General features: G+C 57.3%; 12 protein-coding genes. 10 read left to right on the top strand and 2 right to left on the bottom strand.

What is annotated here, in order from left to right; translation table 11 throughout:
- The coding region (locus QW379_06705) for a hypothetical protein (protein MEM2870091.1) at window positions 1–231 on the bottom strand (231 nt) is incomplete at its 3' end.
- Between the two features lie 384 nt (window positions 232–615).
- Between QW379_06705 and QW379_06700 the strand changes: the two genes are divergently transcribed.
- The 6 genes from QW379_06700 to QW379_06675 all read left to right on the top strand — a co-directional run bounded on the left by QW379_06700 (window position 616) and on the right by QW379_06675 (window position 11,291).
- Window positions 616–1,491: an SBBP repeat-containing protein gene (locus tag QW379_06700; GenBank protein MEM2870090.1), complete on the top strand. Its 876-nt coding sequence runs from the start codon at window positions 616–618 to the stop codon at window positions 1,489–1,491.
- Between the two features lie 84 nt (window positions 1,492–1,575).
- Window positions 1,576–3,066 (top strand): hypothetical protein, encoded by a 1,491-nt coding sequence (locus QW379_06695; protein ID MEM2870089.1) that lies wholly within the window; start codon window positions 1,576–1,578, stop codon window positions 3,064–3,066.
- 1,338 nt (window positions 3,067–4,404) lie between these two features.
- Window positions 4,405–7,614: a fibronectin type III domain-containing protein gene (locus tag QW379_06690; protein MEM2870088.1), complete on the top strand. Its 3,210-nt coding sequence runs from the start codon at window positions 4,405–4,407 to the stop codon at window positions 7,612–7,614.
- A gap of 186 nt (window positions 7,615–7,800) precedes the next feature.
- Window positions 7,801–8,229 carry a 30S ribosomal protein S12 gene (locus QW379_06685; protein ID MEM2870087.1) on the top strand — a complete coding sequence of 143 codons (429 nt, stop codon included), beginning with the start codon at window positions 7,801–7,803 and terminating at the stop codon, window positions 8,227–8,229.
- A 245-nt stretch (window positions 8,230–8,474) separates the two neighbouring features.
- Window positions 8,475–9,056, top strand: a complete 582-nt coding sequence (locus QW379_06680) for a 30S ribosomal protein S7 (protein MEM2870086.1) — start codon at window positions 8,475–8,477, stop codon at window positions 9,054–9,056.
- A gap of 30 nt (window positions 9,057–9,086) precedes the next feature.
- Window positions 9,087–11,291, top strand: a complete 2,205-nt coding sequence (locus QW379_06675) for an elongation factor EF-2 (protein ID MEM2870085.1) — start codon at window positions 9,087–9,089, stop codon at window positions 11,289–11,291.
- A gap of 154 nt (window positions 11,292–11,445) precedes the next feature.
- On the opposite strand, the gene coaT is transcribed toward QW379_06675, so the two are convergent.
- Window positions 11,446–12,399 carry a choice-of-anchor T family protein gene (gene coaT / locus QW379_06670; GenBank protein ID MEM2870084.1) on the bottom strand — a complete coding sequence of 318 codons (954 nt, stop codon included), beginning with the start codon at window positions 12,397–12,399 and terminating at the stop codon, window positions 11,446–11,448.
- A gap of 204 nt (window positions 12,400–12,603) precedes the next feature.
- Here coaT and QW379_06665 point away from each other — a divergent pair, with 204 nt between their 5' ends.
- The 4 genes from QW379_06665 to glgA all read left to right on the top strand — a co-directional run bounded on the left by QW379_06665 (window position 12,604) and on the right by glgA (window position 17,575).
- Window positions 12,604–13,689, top strand: a complete 1,086-nt coding sequence (locus tag QW379_06665) for an NDP-sugar synthase (GenBank protein ID MEM2870083.1) — start codon at window positions 12,604–12,606, stop codon at window positions 13,687–13,689.
- A gap of 42 nt (window positions 13,690–13,731) precedes the next feature.
- Window positions 13,732–14,526 (top strand): hypothetical protein, encoded by a 795-nt coding sequence (locus QW379_06660; GenBank protein ID MEM2870082.1) that lies wholly within the window; start codon window positions 13,732–13,734, stop codon window positions 14,524–14,526.
- Window positions 14,523–16,157, top strand: a complete 1,635-nt coding sequence (locus QW379_06655; GenBank protein ID MEM2870081.1) for a 1,4-alpha-glucan branching protein domain-containing protein — start codon at window positions 14,523–14,525, stop codon at window positions 16,155–16,157. Before QW379_06660 ends, QW379_06655 begins: the two co-directional genes overlap by 4 nt.
- Window positions 16,158–16,300: 143 nt before the next feature.
- The gene (gene glgA / locus QW379_06650; protein MEM2870080.1) at window positions 16,301–17,575 is read left to right on the top strand and encodes a glycogen synthase; all 1,275 of its coding nucleotides are present in this window, start codon (window positions 16,301–16,303) and stop codon (window positions 17,573–17,575) included.
- The last annotated feature ends 156 nt before the right edge of the window (window positions 17,576–17,731 follow it).

Below are 17,731 nucleotides of genomic sequence, written 5' to 3'. Positions count from 1 at the left end.
GCCGCCCGCGTCCCAGAGCGCCCTGAGAATTCTCAATACGACATAAGCGTCCGGTCTGAACAGGGCATGGGCATTGTCGCCGGAGCGGTGAGGGATTATATTGACGATATCCTTTCTATCTGTGTGGGGATTCCGTGCCCCGTCTGCCGCGTGGGACTGGAAGAGACTGCAAATGGCTATCGGGAGACAGGGCGGGAACGGGCGGTGGGGTGCGCAATGACCTGCGTTCATCTATCCCACATTTTTATTTACCAATAGCGGAATATAAATAACTTACTGGAAAAATTAACAGCAAAATATTAATATTATTTTTTTTCCACCGATAGAAAAAAGTGTCATCCCGATCATCCATTTTATAAGCCTTTATAAAGTTGTGGTCTGTGTACGCGTTCAGATAATCAGAAATGCCCAGGCATCCAGAATCTGAAAAGAGAATTTGCCTCTCTCTCTGAGAGGATGCGCACCGATTATGCGTATTGGGATAGGTCACTATTCGCTGCCGAAAAAAGTCTAACGAAAATATATATCCAAAATATATATTTTCGATATATATCCAAAATATATATCGCGGATATATATCGAGGCGGAGGAAGGGTTTTATAGAAGTTGTGATAAATGAAATATATCGAAAAGGGTGGGAAGGTAATGAGAAATAGAAGGAGCCTGTGTCTCGGTCTCGCAGCGATGATGTTGTCGCAGCTGATGACGTTTTTAGGGAGCGTCCCTGTTTCCGCTGGTGCTTTTGAAAACGAAGTATACGAGGATTTGGCGGTTGATGAGAGTGGTAACATCTATGTAGTCGGCCACACTGGAAGTTACGGGGACAGCATGTGGACCGGGGAAGATATGGTCGTCTGCAAGTATGGTCCAAATGGCAATGTCGTCTGGAGAAAGACATGGGGCAATAACAATATTTACGCTCCTAACGATGACAAGGGATTTGGAATAGCAATTGATGAGAACAACATATACCTTGTTGGATATACCAATGGTATCACCCAAGGAGGATATGATATTATAATATGGAAATATGATTTAAATGGCAACCAGATTATTGATGAGGATGAAGACCAGAATCCTGAATGGCCCATAAAAACGGGCGGCTCAAATGATGATTTCGGATTAGATATTGCAATTGATGACGATTACATCTATATAATCGGGTCCTCCTATTCTTTTAATGAGCGAGGTGATTCAGATATCGTCATATATAAATTTGATAAATATGGAACTTTTAATTGGCGGGTTGTCTGGGATAGTAATGGGATTTTGAAACAAGATTTCGGGATGTCGATCGCTGCAGCTAATTCGATGTTATATATTATTGGATATAGTAATGGAAGGACTAATAATCCGATTTGGGGATATGATGTGCTTATATTAGGTTATTCAAAAGGTGGTAATTTACTTTGGACAAAATGGGAGGCTGGTGGTGGAAATGATTACGGATATGAAATAACAACGGACGGAAGCTACGCTTATGCTACATGAGTCATATTCGTCGGTTCTGATTATGCGATATATTGGTCACAAATTGATGAAAATGGAATCAACCATCGGTTTGATACATTTGGATTGGCTGATGAAATCCAAGATTACGCCTATGGAATAGGATACGATTCAAATACGAATTCCATTTTTTTAACAGGGGAAAGGGGAATGAATCTTCTTCTATATTGGTTTGATTTAGATACTGACCAATCATTTTGGACTACCTGGAACGCTCCATTCAATAATCATGATTGCGGCAGAGAATTAGGAATTTATTCGTCAGATGATGAAATGCATATATATATAGTGGGCTACTCATTTTATTACGCTGCCGCGCAATGTTGCGAGGCGATAATATTGAAATATGATTATAATTCTCAGAATTGGGTCGATGGCTGGCCGATATTATACGGGGATAGTTTATACGATATCTTCACATCCCATGTCATAATAGATGAGGATATATATATGACAGGTACTACAGAAAGCTATGGCTCGGGAGCATCCGGCTGTAACAATCCAAGCGGACACATCACCAAGGATGTTTTTGTCGCAAAATACAATTCAAATTTCGTATGTCAGTGGTGGGTGACATGGAATGGCGGAGGGATAGATTGCTCTAATTCGATTTGCACCGATGGAACATTTTTATACGTCGCCGGTTACACGGCGGATGAAGATGATAACAATAAAGATTCATTACTTATTAAATATGATTTGACTGGCGATATAAAATGGGCGCGAATCTGGGATAATGGAGGCAATGAATGGGCAAATGCAGTAGCAGCGGACATGGGTACGTCTGGCGATATATTTGTTACAGGATGCGGTGATTATAATCCACAGATGAACCTCGAAACATTCGTATTAAAATATGATAAGGATGGCGGATTATACATTAATATACCAAATATCTTATGGCCAATAACAACTCTAAGCTGTGCCTTGGACGATTCCGGTAACGCAATTGTACTGGATTCCAACAATGCTTATATCGCCGGTTATATTACTACTATCGAGACTAAAAAGGACGTGTCTATATTCAATGTGAATAAATTGACTGGGTGGTGGATGGGTATTAGATGGAATAATGAGCAACAAAATGGAGATGACTGCGCAAATTCAATACTCATTGGAAATGGTCAGTTCTATATTGGTGGGTATACTGAAACCGCAAATGGACCGGACCCATTAATTCAAAAAAGAATATTATGGGGGTCCAGTCCCGAATGGAGTTATATCTGGAGCAACCCCGGCGAAGATTCAATTAGATCCATTGTTTTTGGATATAATACCATTTACGCCGGTGGATATTATTGGAACGGAAATGATTTTGATGCGTTGGTAATGAAAATCAACAGTCAACAAGGAACATTAGACGGTTGGAATGATTGGGGACTGGGAGATACTGATGGCATAACATCAATCAGTATTTATGGCGGACAACTCAATACAGTGGGCTGGTCCTATGATACAAGATATAATTCTATTGGCTCGCATGATGGTATGATAAATCGCTGGGGGACGGATAATGAATTAACCCAGCAGGCAGGTTGGCCAAAATTTTGGGGATAGGTGGGGCTTTCATATGAACAAGAAAGTTAATTCACTGATGACTGTGCCGATATGCTCATTGTTGTCCTAAGAACAGGAAATTCAATACATGTAGAGCATATCACTATGGTTGGGAAGGGCTGTCGCGAGGATATTGTGTCAAAATTCTCTTATGATAAAAAGAGTATACCATAAATTATATATGTCGTATTATTATATTATTTATTATTTGGCAGAAAGGTGAAAAGGATGCAAATCGGGCTTAAGGCTCCAACGAGATATGCTGTGCTGACCACTCTCCTTCTAACGGGACATATTCTCTTCTCAACACCACCCCTTCCTGCGGATTATTGGTGCAAGACCGATTTGGGGAAGCCCTATAATATGGCGGCGAATGAAGGTTTGACCGATGTGTGCGTAGGAGATGGGAATCACGATGGTAAAATCGAGGCATATTTTATTTGTTGTGATGATGGTAAAATATATGAATTTAATTACTGTGAAGATGGCTGGTCCAGCAGGAGCATAGGCGCGATAGCTGACGCCAGTATGTTTGGGTGGACAGCAATCGCTTTTGGCGATGGAGACGATGATGGATTGAGTGAACTCTATGTGAGTGGTTATTATAAAAGCTCACCGAAGGAAGACTACAAATTCATATTATGTCAATTTTATTATAATGGTACAGCATGGAAGAGGACTGAGATTGATACCTATCCATGGCTTAAAGATATTTGCGTCGGCGATGGTGATAATGATGGAAAAAACGAGTTGTATGGTGGAAATGTAAACGGTGAAATTTATAAATATTCAAAAAAAGGAACATTATGGGATCAACAGAGCATAGGAGCCGTGCCCCAATTCAAAATGGGCGCAAATTGGGAGATTCCAATGGTGACAGGCATTACACTGGGCGATGGTGACAATGACGGTAAAAATGAGATATATGCATCAACCACCAACAATCATGTCTATCAATTCAAATACAATGGGTCAATGTGGAACATTACCAAAGTCGGGGAGGGGGAAAATAATACATGGCAATCCATAACTTTCGGAATGACCGATATAGCTTTAGGCGATGGGGATAATGATTTTAACAATGAAATCTATTCCATCTCATACATAAACCAGACCGTGTATTGTTTTAAATATGACAAACTGTCCCATTCATGGGGCAATCGGGTCATATATACGGCCGGAGTTATGTTCATTTATGATATATGTATAGGAGATGGGAATGGAGATGGCAAAAACGAGGTTTATATAAGCAGAGTAGACGGTCAGGTTCTCCAGCTTTCGTATGATGCTGGCACAGATTCCTGGAACTCAATCGGGGTCGGCTCCGGGAGCGACGCCATGAACTCTATTGCGCTCGCCTCCTTTTATAATGATTCCATTAACGGCATTTATGGTGCGTGTGCGGATGGCCACGCATACGAGTTCATCAATGACCTTTCCCCGCCGCGCAATCCGGTGGTTACAAGCGACACCCATCCTGTTCCCGGGGAATGGTACGCAAGGAATGTGGTCCATGTGATGTGGGCGGACCGGGGCAGCGACCGGAGCGGCATAGACGGCTACTCATATGTCTGGGACACGAATGCAACCACGGTTCCCCCGGCTCTGAAGAGCTGCGAGGAGACGGTGCACGACGCGAGCAGCCCGGTCCTTCCCGACGGCGAAAGTTATTATTTTCATATAAGGGCCCGCGACAATGCGCTCAACTGGAACACCACGGCCACACATTTCGGTCCGATCAGGATCGACACCGTTCCTCCCGATAGATTGAACATTGTGATCAATGGGGGCGCCCCGTACACTTCCTCGGCGGAGGTGGAGCTCACACTCGGTGCGAGGGACCCGATGCCCGGCTCGGGCCTGTGGAGGATGGCCTTCAGCAACGACGGCATCATTTACTCCAACTGGACGGACTGGCGGGAGAGCGCCGTCTGGTCCCTGACGGACGGTGCCGGGGGCACGGACAGCGACGGAAAAAAGACAGTGTATTTCAGGGTTCAGGACCGCGCCGGAAACGTGGGCGGTCCGGTTAATTCGAGCATATTTCTGGATCGGCGCCCTCCGGAGCAGCTCGGACTGATGATAAATGACGGGGCGGAGTTCACAAACGAGAGTATCGTCAGTCTCACAGTTATGGGCCAGGACCGGGACCCGTCCTCGGGGATCTCGGAAATGTCTATCGCAAACAGCGAGAGCTTTCTGGGTTTCTGGGAGCCATTCACTGCGCGCAAGAGCAACTGGAGCCTTGTAAACGGAACTGGTGGCACCGACACGGACGGTTTGAAGGCCGTGCATCTGCAGGTCCGGGACAGAGCCGGCAACATCGGGGGGCCGCTCAACGACACGATTTTTCTGGACAGGGTTGAACCGGGCCGGCTCAGCGTCGTGATTAACAATGGCGCCGCATACACCACCTCACGGTCTGTTACCCTGACGCTCGAAGCCGACGACCCAGAGCCCGCCTCCGGGGTCTATGCCATGCAGCTAAGCGACGACGGGACGGGGTGGAGCGAGTGGGAGGAGTTCACTGAGACGAAGGTCCACACCCTCCCCGCCGGGGACGGTCTCAAGACGATTTATTTCAGGGTCAGGGACAGGGCGGGGAACATCGCCGGACCGGCCACAGATACCATCGTGCTTGACACGATTCCCCCGCTGATATCGAATGTGCAGGTCGTCGGCATAACCGACACATCGGCCACAGTCATCTGGGAGACGAGCGAGGAGGCGGACAGCGGCGTGGAGTGGGGCCTGACGGGTTCCTACGGCTCGTCTTTGAAGGATGAGGTCTTTGCCACTGCCCACTCGCTCACGCTGAAGGGACTGAGCCCGAGCACAACCTATCACTTCAGGGTTTCCTCCAGGGACAGGGCGGGAAATCCCGCGAGCTACTCTGGGGACTATATTTTCATCACTGCGGCCGGTCTTGATACGATAGCGCCGTTCATCACCCGCGTCAGCGTGTCCGGCGTCACTGACAGGCTGGCCGTTATAAGCTGGGTCACCAACGAGCCCGCCGACAGCACCGTGCACTACGGTTTGACCACCTCCTACGGCCTCAGTGTTTCGGAGAGTAATTTCGTTCTGAAGCACAGTATCGTGCTCCGGGAGCTCTCGCCGTCAACGGTCTATCACTTCAGGGTCGAGTCGCGAGATCCGAGCGGGAACGGACCCGCGAGGAGCGGGGACTATACTTTCAGAACTCTCTCGGCGCCCGACACAGCCCCACCGATTATATCCAGCGTCAGGGTCAGCGTCATCACCGACAGGATGGCCGTGGTCTCCTGGGAGACCGACGAGCCAGCCGACAGCCTGGTGGAGTACGGAACCACGGCCGCCTACGGGCTGAGCGTCAGGGATGGCAGACTGGTCCGTCTGCACGAGATCAGGCTGTCCGGACTCCTGCCCGCGACGACGTATCATTTTCGCGTAATGTCAAGGGACGCCACCGGCAACGGGCCCTCATCCAGTGAGGATATGAGCTTCACCACCGCCGAAGTTCCCGACACTACCCCTCCGGTTATTTCTGGAATCAGCATCGAAAGCGTCGCCGATGTATCCGCGGTGGTCGTGTGGGAGACCGACGAGCCCTCGGACAGCTTCGTCGAGTTCGGTCCGGCGGGCTCATACGGCATGACCACGGCTGACGGTGCCCTCGTCCTGCGCCACAGCCTCCTGCTGCTGGGCCTCCGGCCCGATACGATATATCATGTACGCGTTCGCTCGAGCGACGCCAGCGGTAACGTTGCCACAGGTCCCGAGATCAGCTTCAGAACCAGGAGGATGCCCGCGGCACCCGATATCACCCCACCCGTGATAAGCCGGGTGCAGGTTGCAGGCGTCTCCATGGACAGAGTGGTCGTGACCTGGTACACAGATGAACTCGCCGACAGCGAGGTTGAGTTCGGCAACTCCACCATCCACGGCCTGAGGGCGAGCGACCCATCCCATACTTTTTTCCACAGCCTTGTGCTCCGCGGCCTCTCCCCCTCCACCCAGTACTACTTCAGAGTGCTGTCGACCGATATCTGGGGCAATGGACCTTCGATCAGTCCCGAATTCATATTCGTCACAGGCGCCGTGCCAGACACGACGCCGCCCGTAATCACGGACATCGTCGTGGTGGATATTACCGACACGACCGCCATCATCCGCTGGACGACCGACGAGCCCTCGGACAGCCTGGTAGAGTTTGGTCCGGACATCCACTACGGCCGCTCGCAGAGTTCAGGCGTGCTGGTCTTCAATCACTCTGTCCAGTTAGTGGGCCTCCTGCCCGGGACGACCTACCACTTCAGGGTATTGTCCAGGGATGCCACAGGGAACTGGGCACCTCCGAGCGGAGACATGACCTTCAGGACCCTGAAGGGTGGCCCCGGGCCCGAGCCGCCCGGCAGGGACGTTGTCACCGTTGTTGGCGGAGCTCCCTGGCTGGTCTGGGTCGCTCTGGCGCTCCTCCTGGCCGGCGGGGCCTATATCGTTATCCATAATTATATTCGTAACAAGGACGCAGATGGCTCGTTGACGATGAAAAAACCCGGGGGATAGCATCCTCTCCGAGTACGCCAGGAAGGAGGACCCCGAGACCATCGAGATGTCGGACGCGGAGGTGGTGCCGGTGGAGGAGAGGGGCGGCCGGCGGTGAGAGAGGCCCACACCAGTCCCGCCCTCAATCTTTATATAGGGTATACCATTTAGGGTCCCCCTGGAGAGAAAAAAAACAAAGGTGAACCCATGCCGACGGGCCTCTACACCGCCCGGAAACTCATCGAGAACCGGAAGAAGTTCCGGTGGAGCGATAGGTACTACAAGAAGCGGATGCTACGTCTGAAGGAGCGCTCCGACCCTCTCGAGGGAACGCCGCAGGCCCGGGGCATTGTCCTGGAGAAGGTCGGCATAGAGGCGAAGCAGCCCAACTCCGCGATTCGGAAGTGCGTCAAGGTCCAGCTCATAAAGAACGGGAGGCAGATAACGGCCTTCGCCGTGGGCGACGGGGCCATCAACTACATCGACGAGCACGACGAGGTGTTGGTCGAGGGCATCGGAGGAAGGATGGGCCGCTCCTACGGCGACATACCCGGGGTGAGGTACAAGGTGATTCAGGTCAACGGAGTCTCGCTCGACCAGCTCGTGCGGGGCAAGAAGGAGAAACCGGTGAGGTGAGGGGGTTGGAGGAGGGCCAGAAGACCGAAAGCGCTGGGGTGCCCGAGAGCACAACTCCGCAGAAGCCACAGGGCGATGAGGAGCAAAGGGCCAACCAGAAATCTCAGGCGCCCCCAGCTTCTGTTCCACCGCCCGCCACCCAGCCCCCGGCCACGTCAGCTCCACCCCAGCCCACGACCCCCGCTCCTCCCGCGCAGGAGGCCCCGGCCGCTCAGGAGGTCTCCCCACCGCCCGAGCAGCCTCCAGTGCCGGAGAGAAAGTTCAACCTCCCGCTGCTCTTTGGACGCTACTCCTTCGACGGCGTCGTCGTCCGGGACCCCGCTCTGAAGAAGTACATCAACATCAGCCCCATCGCAGTCCCCCACACGAGCGCCAGGCACGCCAACCGCCCATTCTCAAAGGCGAAAGTCAACATCGTCGAGAGGCTCATCAACGGTATGATGAGGACGGAGCACGCCACGGGCGAGAAGGCCCGGACCACAAGAATGGTCAAGGAAGCCTTTAGGATAATCGAGGAGAGGACGAAGCAGAACCCGATACAGGTCCTTGTGGACGCCGTGGTCAACGGCTCGCCACGCGAAGAGGTTACGCGGCTGAAGTACGGCGGGATATCGGTTCCGAAGGCCGTGGACACCTCCTCCTACAGAAGGGTGAACATCGCGCTCAAGCACATCTGTCAGGGCGCTATAAACTCCAAGCGCGGCAAGAACAGGAGGATAGAGCACGCCCTCGCCGAGGAGCTGATCATGGCCGCGCGGGGCGATGTCAATAGCTACGCCATCGCTAAGAAGGGAGAGATAGAGAGGGTGGCGGCATCGGCGAGGTAATTTTTCTGCAAGATTGAGAGGTGTGGGTCAATGGCGTATATCAAGGAGGAGCTGGCGCAGAAAATAAAGGTGATGATGCACAAGCCCGAGTATATAAGGAACATAGGCATCGTGGCGCACATCCACCACGGCAAGACCACCCTCTCCGACAACCTCCTCGCCGCCGCCGGGATGATAAGCCCCGAGCTGGCGGGGAAGCAGCTCTACCTCAACTTCGACGAGCAAGAGCAGGCGAGGTGCCTGACCATAAACTCGGCCAACGTGTCCATCGTCCACCCGTGGGAGGGGAAGGAGTACCTGATAAATCTCATAGATACCCCCGGCCACGTGGATTTCGGCGGTGACGTGACTAGAGCAATGAGGGCAGTGGATGGGGCGATAGTGCTGGTCTGCGCGGTCGAGGGCGTGATGGCCCAGACCGAGACGGTTCTCAGGCAGGCGCTCAGGGAGAAGGTCAAGCCCGTGCTCTTCATCTCAAAGGTCGACAGGGCGATAAACGAGCTCAAGCTCACCCCCGAGATGCTCCAGGCGCGCTTCAAGAAAATCATCGAGGAGGTCAACGAGCTGATTCGCAAGATGGTCCCGGAGGAGTTCAAGGACAAGTGGTTCGTGAACGTGAACGACGGGAGCGTCGCGTTCGGCAGTGCCTACCACAACTGGGCGCTCTCAGTGCCCTACATGCTCAAGACCGGAGTGAAGTTCAAGGACATCATAGAGCTCTGCAGCCAGGGGAAACACAAGGAGCTGGCCGAGAGGGCCAGAATCAACGACGTCGTCTTCGACATGGTCGTGAAGCACCTGCCCAGCCCCCTTCAGGCCCAGAAGTACAGAATTCCGCAGATATGGAGGGGCGACCTGGAGAGCGACGCGGGGAAGGCGATGCTCTCGGTGGACAAGGACGGCCCCCTGACCTTCATGATAACCGACATCACCATTGACGAGCACGCTGGTGAGATCGCGACCGGGCGTGTCTTCAGCGGCAGGATTGTGCCGGGCGAGGAGTACTACATCTGCGGCACTAATCAGAAAAACAAGTGCCACGACGTTGCGGTCTTCATGGGCCCGCAGAGGCTGATGATTCCCGAGGGCGTCGTGGCGGGCAACATCGCCGCAGTCACCGGCCTTCGCAACGCTGTGACCGGCAACACGATATCCTCGCTCAAGGACATGGAGCCCTTCGAGGAAATCCGGCACGTCTCCGAGCCCGTGGTCACGGTCGCGATCGAGGCGAAGCAGATGAAGGACCTGCCCAAGCTAATCGAGGTGCTGCGGAAGGTCGCGAAGGAGGACGCGTCCCTGCGCGTGGAAATCAACCAGGAGACCGGGGAGAACCTGCTCTCCGGGATGGGGGAGCTGCACATCGAGATCACCGTCTATAGAATCGTCAACGACCACAAGGTCGAGGTCGTGACCTCCAAGCCGATAGTGGTATACAGGGAGTGCGTGGAGCGAAAGGGTGGGCCGTTCGAAGGCAAGTCTCCAAACAAGCACAATCGGTTCTACTTCGAGGTCGAGCCACTCCCCGAGGCCGTGGTCAGGGCGATTCTCGACGGCGAGATTCCCTCGGACACCAGAATCAAGGACCAGAAGGCACTGGCGAAGAAGCTGCAGGAGCTGGGAATGTCCAAGGAGGAGGCGAAGGGCGTGGTGGCGATACACATGACCAACATCCTCCTCGACATGACCAAGGGCATCCAGTACCTACACGAGACGATGGAGCTCATAATAGAGGGCTTTAAAGAGGCAATGGACCGTGGACCTCTTGCCGCCGAGAAGGTCAGGGGCCTTAAAGTCTCCCTCGTTGACGCAAAGCTCCACGAGGATTCTATTCACAGAGGACCCGCGCAGGTGATTCCCGCGGTCCGGTCCTCGATATACGGCGCGATGTGCCAGGCGGGCCGCATCCTACTCGAGCCGATAGTCAAAGTGACCCTGAACGTCCCCGACGACATCGTGGGGAACGTAAACCGCGAGCTCCTTCAAAGGCGCAACGAGATTCAGTCCATAGAGCAGGTCGGCGACCTGACGACCATAATTACAAAGGCGCCTGTGGCGGCGATGTTCGGCTTCGCCTCGTCTATAAGAAGCGCGAGCGGGGGCCGCGTGCTCTGGGGGTCGGAGAACATCGGCTACCAGCGAGTTCCGCCGGAACTCAGCCCCAGCGTCATTGCGGAGGTCAGGACGCGCAAAGGCCTGAAGCCCGAGCCCTACGACGAATCATACTACGCCGCCTGATTTCTGAGTTCAGGCCCCGAAGGAAGCCCCCTCCCCCGCCACGGCCCGCTGGAATTCTCTTCATCGACCCTCTGGCAATCACCTTTCCGAGAACTGCCCAATCCTCTCGCGCGGTCGTCACACCGGGCCCTTCCACCACGTCTCCGTCTCCGGTTCAGTCCTCGTCCGCGCTACTCCCCGCGTCCCCGCTGCCCTCTGCCGGTGCCACGCGCCGCTTTCTCCTCCTCCAGACAGCTAAATAAGACCCCAGCACGGCTAGCAGAATCACAAAGGCGATGAGGGCCCAGCCAGGCTCGTTGATGTATACCCCCCTCTCGTAGACGACGAATATGAAAGACTGCTCCACGAGCTCCCCCGTGTCGCCTGAATTTTGCGAGGAAGCCCTGATGAGAATCAGTGTCGCCTCGGCCTTCCACGGTGTGAAGACCATCGGGGACTGGACATACATCGCTATGCGCTTCGTGCCCATCGGCGCTATGCGGGAGGCGGAGGAGACGGAGAAGGAGATGAGCCAGCCGCGGTACGCGAGCTCGGCCGCGTTGGAGATTTCTATGTCGAAGGTGTCCATGGAGTTCCCCCAGTTCTGGACCTCGAGTACGAATGAGGTCTTCGCGCCTGGGGTTATCTCCTTGTAGGGCATGGGCGAGTCGAGGAAGACTCTGTAGTATGGCCTGACGGTCACGAGGGCCTCCGCGACCGCCCTCAGGAAGAATCCCAGGCCCTGCGCTTGGGCCTCGACCCTCAGGATGCCGACGGAGCTGGCGGGAGTGGCGGGCGGGACCACGACGGTGGCGGTAAAGTCACTCATCTTGTTCGTGGTGAGTAGGAGGACGCTGGGGGAGCATTGGACCTGCCAACCCGTGTCCACGGTGCCAGTGATGTAGACCGCCAGCCTCTCCCCCGGGATTTTATCGATGGATATGGTCCCGGAGAGCTGCGCGAAGCCCGGCGCCACAGGGTCCGGCGCCGCGACTGCCCCAGAGGGCGTGAGCTGGAGGGACATCACGGGAATCGGGTTGGGACTCGCCCGCGCAGGTGCAGCGCAGATGCCTGTGCCCACGATGATCAGGGCCAGCAGCGCGAGCGGGGCGAACCTATAGCCTCTCATTGTTTATCTATATGGTGGAGGACCCTTTACTATTTTTTGATAACCCTCCTTGACCACAGGGACCGCAAATCTTTTGCAGGCGGGGCGCGATGGGGTTGGCCCCGCGGCGGGGGAGGTCCGGGGGGCGCTGTGTGGGGTGCGAGTGGGGGGCGCCCCAGCGACAGGTCCCCCGCCGCAGGACTCTGCGGGAGCGGTCGGTGGAGCATGGACGTCGTTGTGATGGCGGCCGGGAGGGGCACTAGGCTCCTTCCTCTGACGGTTAGCAGGCCCAAGCCCATGATTCCCTTCCTCAACACCCCCCTGATCGACTACATTCTCCACGATATCGCTCGGCTGAGGGCCGACAGGGTATTCATGCTGGTTGACTACATGCAGGAGCAGTTGATGAGGCACTGCGGCGACGGCTCGAGATACGGGCTGCGCATCGGTTACTACACGGACAACGAGCCCTATGGAACCGCCGGCGCGTGCAATAAAATCGTCAGGGAGCTCGACTCGCCATTCCTCGTTGTTTCTGCCGATATCGTGACCAACTTGAACCTGAGGGAGCTCATCGCCTTTCACGAGAGCAAGGGCGGAATCGCTTCGATCGCCCTCTCGAGGGTCGATAACCCTTGCCAGTACGGCATCGCCCTTCTGGACGAGGAGAAGAGGATAAGGCGCTTCCTAGAGAAGCCCTCCCGGGACCAGGCGTTCAGCAACACCGTGAACACGGGGGTCTACGTGCTCGAAACGGAGGCCTTCAGGGAGGTACCCCCCGGCACACGGTTCGACTTCTCTAGGGACTTCTTCCCGAGACTGATTCAGAAGGATGCGCCGGTGTACGGCTACGAGTTCTCCGAGTACTGGAACGACCTCGGCCTCCCGGGGACCTACCTCTCCGCGAGCGAGGACGCTCTTAAGGGAAAGCTCAGGCTCAGGGGCCTCCACCCCCGCGGCGCGCCCTTCACGAACGGCGAGAGGACTCTCATCAGCGGCCGCAACTGCGTGATTCACGGCAGCATCCATGTCGACGGCTTCGCGATACTCGGGAACGACGTCGAGGTCGGGAAGAACGTGGAGATATCGAGGTCGATAGTGTGGTCCGGGACGAGGATCGGCGACGGCGTGCGGCTCAGGGAGACGATCATCGGCGAGGGCTGCGAGCTCGGCCCCGGCACGCTCTTCGAGACGGGCTGCGTCGCCGGCGACAGGTGCATCGTGGGTGAGGGCTGCAGGATAGGAACAAATATAAAGCTGTGGTACGGCTCCAGGCTGGGCCCGGGGACGGTGATGATACCGGACCAGTGAGGCCCGGCGGGAGCGAGCGAAGCTCGGAGGGAAGGGTCTGCAATGAGGATATACGAGAGCGAGACCTGTGATGCGAGGGAGTGCCTGGAGCTCGGGCTGGCCTTGGGCTCCTGGATGGGGCAGAACGCGATGGTGATGACCGGCACCGACGGCCGACCGGTCTCGAGGCTGGTCAGGAGGGCGCTGACGGTAGGGCTGGCGAGTCTGGGGGTCTCGGTGCTGGACATGAGGCTCGTGCCCGAGGAGGTGCTCAGGTACGAGGTCAGGAAGCAGGGCATGGGGGCTGGAATTTATGTCTTCTTCGACGGCTCGAAGGTGGGCGTGAGCCTCTACAACAGCCGGGGCGAGCCCGCGGACCCCGAGACCGTGCGGAGAATCATGAGCCTGATGGCGGGCGAGGGGAGGGATGGAGGTGGGGGCGGCCGGCGAACGGTCAGCCTCATGGACCTAGGGACAATTCTCTACTACCCCAATGGCATCGAGGACTACATCGAGTGCCTCTACTCCGAGATATCCTTCAGGAACCCCCTCTCTATTCTGGCGGACTGCCAGACCACGCCTCTCGCGGCCCTCGTCCCGGGGCTTCTCGAGAAGTACGGGATGAAAGTCCAGCTCTTCAACGGCCTCGTCTCGGGCTACGGACAGCCGAGGCCTAAGGAGGAATTCCTAGAGGCGCTCAGGCGCGAGAGGCCCCACCTCGGACTGAGGTTCGTCGACGTTGTCGAGGTGTACAGCGCCTCAGGGGAGAAGTTGGACGAGAGGCACGGACTCAAGGACCTGCTCCTTTTCCTGAAGGACTTCAGGCCCCGGAACAGCAACGTGGGGGTGGGCCGGTGAGCGAAGGGGCCCTGAGCTTCGTCCTCCACGCCCACATACCCTATGTGAGGAAGGCGGGCGTCTGGCCATTCGGCGAGGAGTGGCTCTTCGAAGTCATGGCCAGCTCCTACATCCCCGTCCTCAGGGCGCTCGAGTCGATCCCCAGACCCCGCAGGCCCCTCCTCACGATCAGCCTGACACCCGTGCTCCTCGAGCAGCTCTGCGACGGCTACATGAAGCAAAGGTTCGAGCAGTACCTCTACCACAGAATCGATCTCTGCGCCAAGGACGTCGACCGCCACAGGGACAGGCCCGAGAGGAGGGCGCTGGCTCAGATGTACGAGACCCGCTACCACTCCACCCTCGTCGACTTCAGGGACAGGATGGGCAGAGACCTCGCGGGCGAATTCAGGAAACTAGAAGAGGAGGGCAGGGTCGAGCTGATGACATCCGCCGCAACCCACGCCTACCTCCCCCTGCTCGGGACCGAGAGCGCGATTCGGGCCCAGATTCGGGCTGGGACGGAGGCGCACCGCAGGGCCTTCGGCAAGAACCCGGAGGGCATCTGGCTCCCCGAGTGCGGCTACAGGCCCGCGGGAGTGTGGAGGGAGCCGGGGAGCGGGCGCGAGGTTCAGAGGCCGGGGCTCGAGAGCTTTCTTGCAGAGGAGGGAATTCGGTACTTCATTGTCGACCATCACACGATCGAGGGCGGGAGGGCCGGGGGGGTCTACTGGGAGAGGTTCCCATTCCTGGCGAGGCCCCGGGGACCGGACGGGAGCGTCGAGAGGGCCCCTTCGGGGAGGAGCACCTTCAGGCCCTATATCGTAGGCTCCGGGGGCACACCGGTCGCCGTGCTTGGGAGGAACGAGAGGACCGGGCTGCAGGTCTGGAGCGCGGACTGGGGCTACCCCGGCGACGGCTGGTACCGCGAGTTCCACAAGAGGGATTCCGTCAGCGGCCTTCAGTACTGGAGGGTGACCGACAGGCAGTCCCGCGACCTCGGGACGAAGCAGCTCTACGAGCCGGATAAAGTCGGGCCGAGGCTCGAGGAGCACAGCGCGCACTTCGCCGGGCTCGCGGCCTCCCTTCTAAAGGAGCACGCGGGCGAGGGGGCGCCGGTCATCGTCGCTCCCTACGACCTCGAGCTATTCGGGCACTGGTGGTACGAGGGCGTCAGGTGGCTGACGATGGTTCTGGAGAAGCTCCCGGCCGCGGGCGTCGAGGCGCTCTCGTGCGGCGCGTATCTCGCGGAGCACCCGCCCTCGGAGGAGATATCCCTGCCGGAGAGCTCGTGGGGCGCGGGCGGGGACCACAGGGTCTGGCTCAACCCGGACACGGAGTGGATGTGGAGGGAAATCCATCAGGCCGAGCGATGGATGGAGGAGGCGGCGCGCCGCCACTCGGGAGACCCTTCGAAGAGGGAGCTGCTCGCTCAGGCCGCGCGCGAGCTGATGCTGCTCGAGGCGAGCGACTGGGAGTTCCTCGTCTCGACGTTCCAGGCGAGAGAGTACGCCGTGGAGAGGTTCAGGGGGCATCTGGAGCGCTTCGCCGCGCTCAGGGCCGCGGTCGAGGGCCAGGGGCAGGCCGAGCTCGATAGGCTGAGGGATATGGACAATATCTTCCCGTGGCTGGAGCCCGGTCTGTACATCTAGACCGAAAGCGCGCTTGCGAGGCTGCCCCCGATCACATACCCGGCCTGCTGCTCCGGACCGCCTTCGGGAGCCCCGGCGCCCCCGCTCTGTACCCCACCAGGCAACCCTTAATAGCGTCCAGCCGCATTGAGCCGTGTGGCGCCATGAAGGTCTGCATCCTCTCACTCGAGTACCCGCCCAACGTCTACGGCGGCGTCGGCCACCACGTCGCGGCGATGGCCTCCGCCCTCTCGAGGCATATTGATGTGGAGGTCAGGACGCTCTGGGTCCCCGGGGCGCGCGGGGAGAGGGGAGTGAGGAGATACGGAAAGGAGTTCTGGGGGCGCGGAGCCGGAGCGGGGCGAGGAAAGCTGCCCGCGGCTGTCAGGAGCTCCGGCGGTGGTGGCGGGAGCGCGCGGAGGAGGCGCTCCTGTCCCGACGGGGGACGGATGGTGCCGAGAGCGGTGACGTACTCCGCCAGCCCGCCTTCCCATCAGCCCGCCCTCGACGCCCTCAGGCTGGACATCGAGCTCGTCTCCGACCCGATGGACTGCGACATCGTCCACTCGCACACATGGTACATGAACCTCGCGGGCGCGCTCGCGAAGAAGCTCTACGGAATTCCGGCGGTCGCGACCGTCCACAGTCTGGAGCCCCTGAGGCCCTGGAAGGCCGAGCAGCTAGGCCGCGGCTACGAGCTGAGCAAATGGATGGAGCGGGAGGGCCTGCTCGCCTGCGACCGAGTCATTGCCGTTTCCGAGGGAATGAAAAGGGACATAACGAGGTGCTACCCCATCCCCCCCTCAAAAATATCGGTCGTGCACAACGGCATCGACCCGCGCGTTTTCAGGCCCTCGCAGGACATGAGGGTCCTGAAAAGGTGCGGCGTCGGGAGGCCCTACGTCCTCTTCGTCGGCAGGCTGACCCGCCAGAAGGGCGTTCAGGTGCTGGTTGAGGCCTCCCGGGGCTTCCCGCCCGGGACTCAGACGGTCCTCGCCACGGGCAGGCCCGACGAGCCCGGCATAGTGGCCGAGCTGGCGGGGTTGCTGAAGGGAAGGAGGGACGTCGTCTGGCTCAACCGCGCGCTCGACAGGAGGGAGCTCGTGGCCCTCTACTCATCCGCGTCGGTCTCGGTGACCCCCTCGCTCTACGAGCCCTTCGGCCTCGTTGTTCTGGAGGCGATGGCCTGCGGGTCTCCCGTGGTCGCGTCTCGCGTCGGCGGAATTCCCGAAATCGTCGAGGACGGGAGGAGCGGCTTCCTCGTCCCTCCCGGGGACTCGCGCGCGCTCGCGGAAGCGGTCAGCCGCCTCCTCGGCGACGAAGAGCTGAGGGAAAGATTCGCGCGACGAGCGAGGGAGAGGGTGGAGAGGCGATTCACATGGGACATCGCTGCAAGGAAGACCCTCGACATCTATAGGCGGCTCTGCGGGAGGGTCTGAGGGGTCGGGAGGCGGTCCGGATGAGTGGCGGGCACCGGCTCCCAGAGGAGCGAAATGCGCCGGCGCGGAGAAAAAAGCGGTCGGAGGTGCTGATAGAGCGGCAGGGGCACGCGCTGAGGGGGTGAGGGAGGAGATTCGGTGCGGAGAGTGAAAGGG

The organism is Thermoplasmata archaeon (assembly GCA_038851035.1).
Lineage (GTDB): Archaea > Thermoplasmatota > DTKX01 > VGTL01 > VGTL01 > JAWCLH01.
The sequence above is the reverse complement of the archived record's forward strand: the minus strand, read 5'-3'. Positions and strand labels throughout refer to the sequence as shown.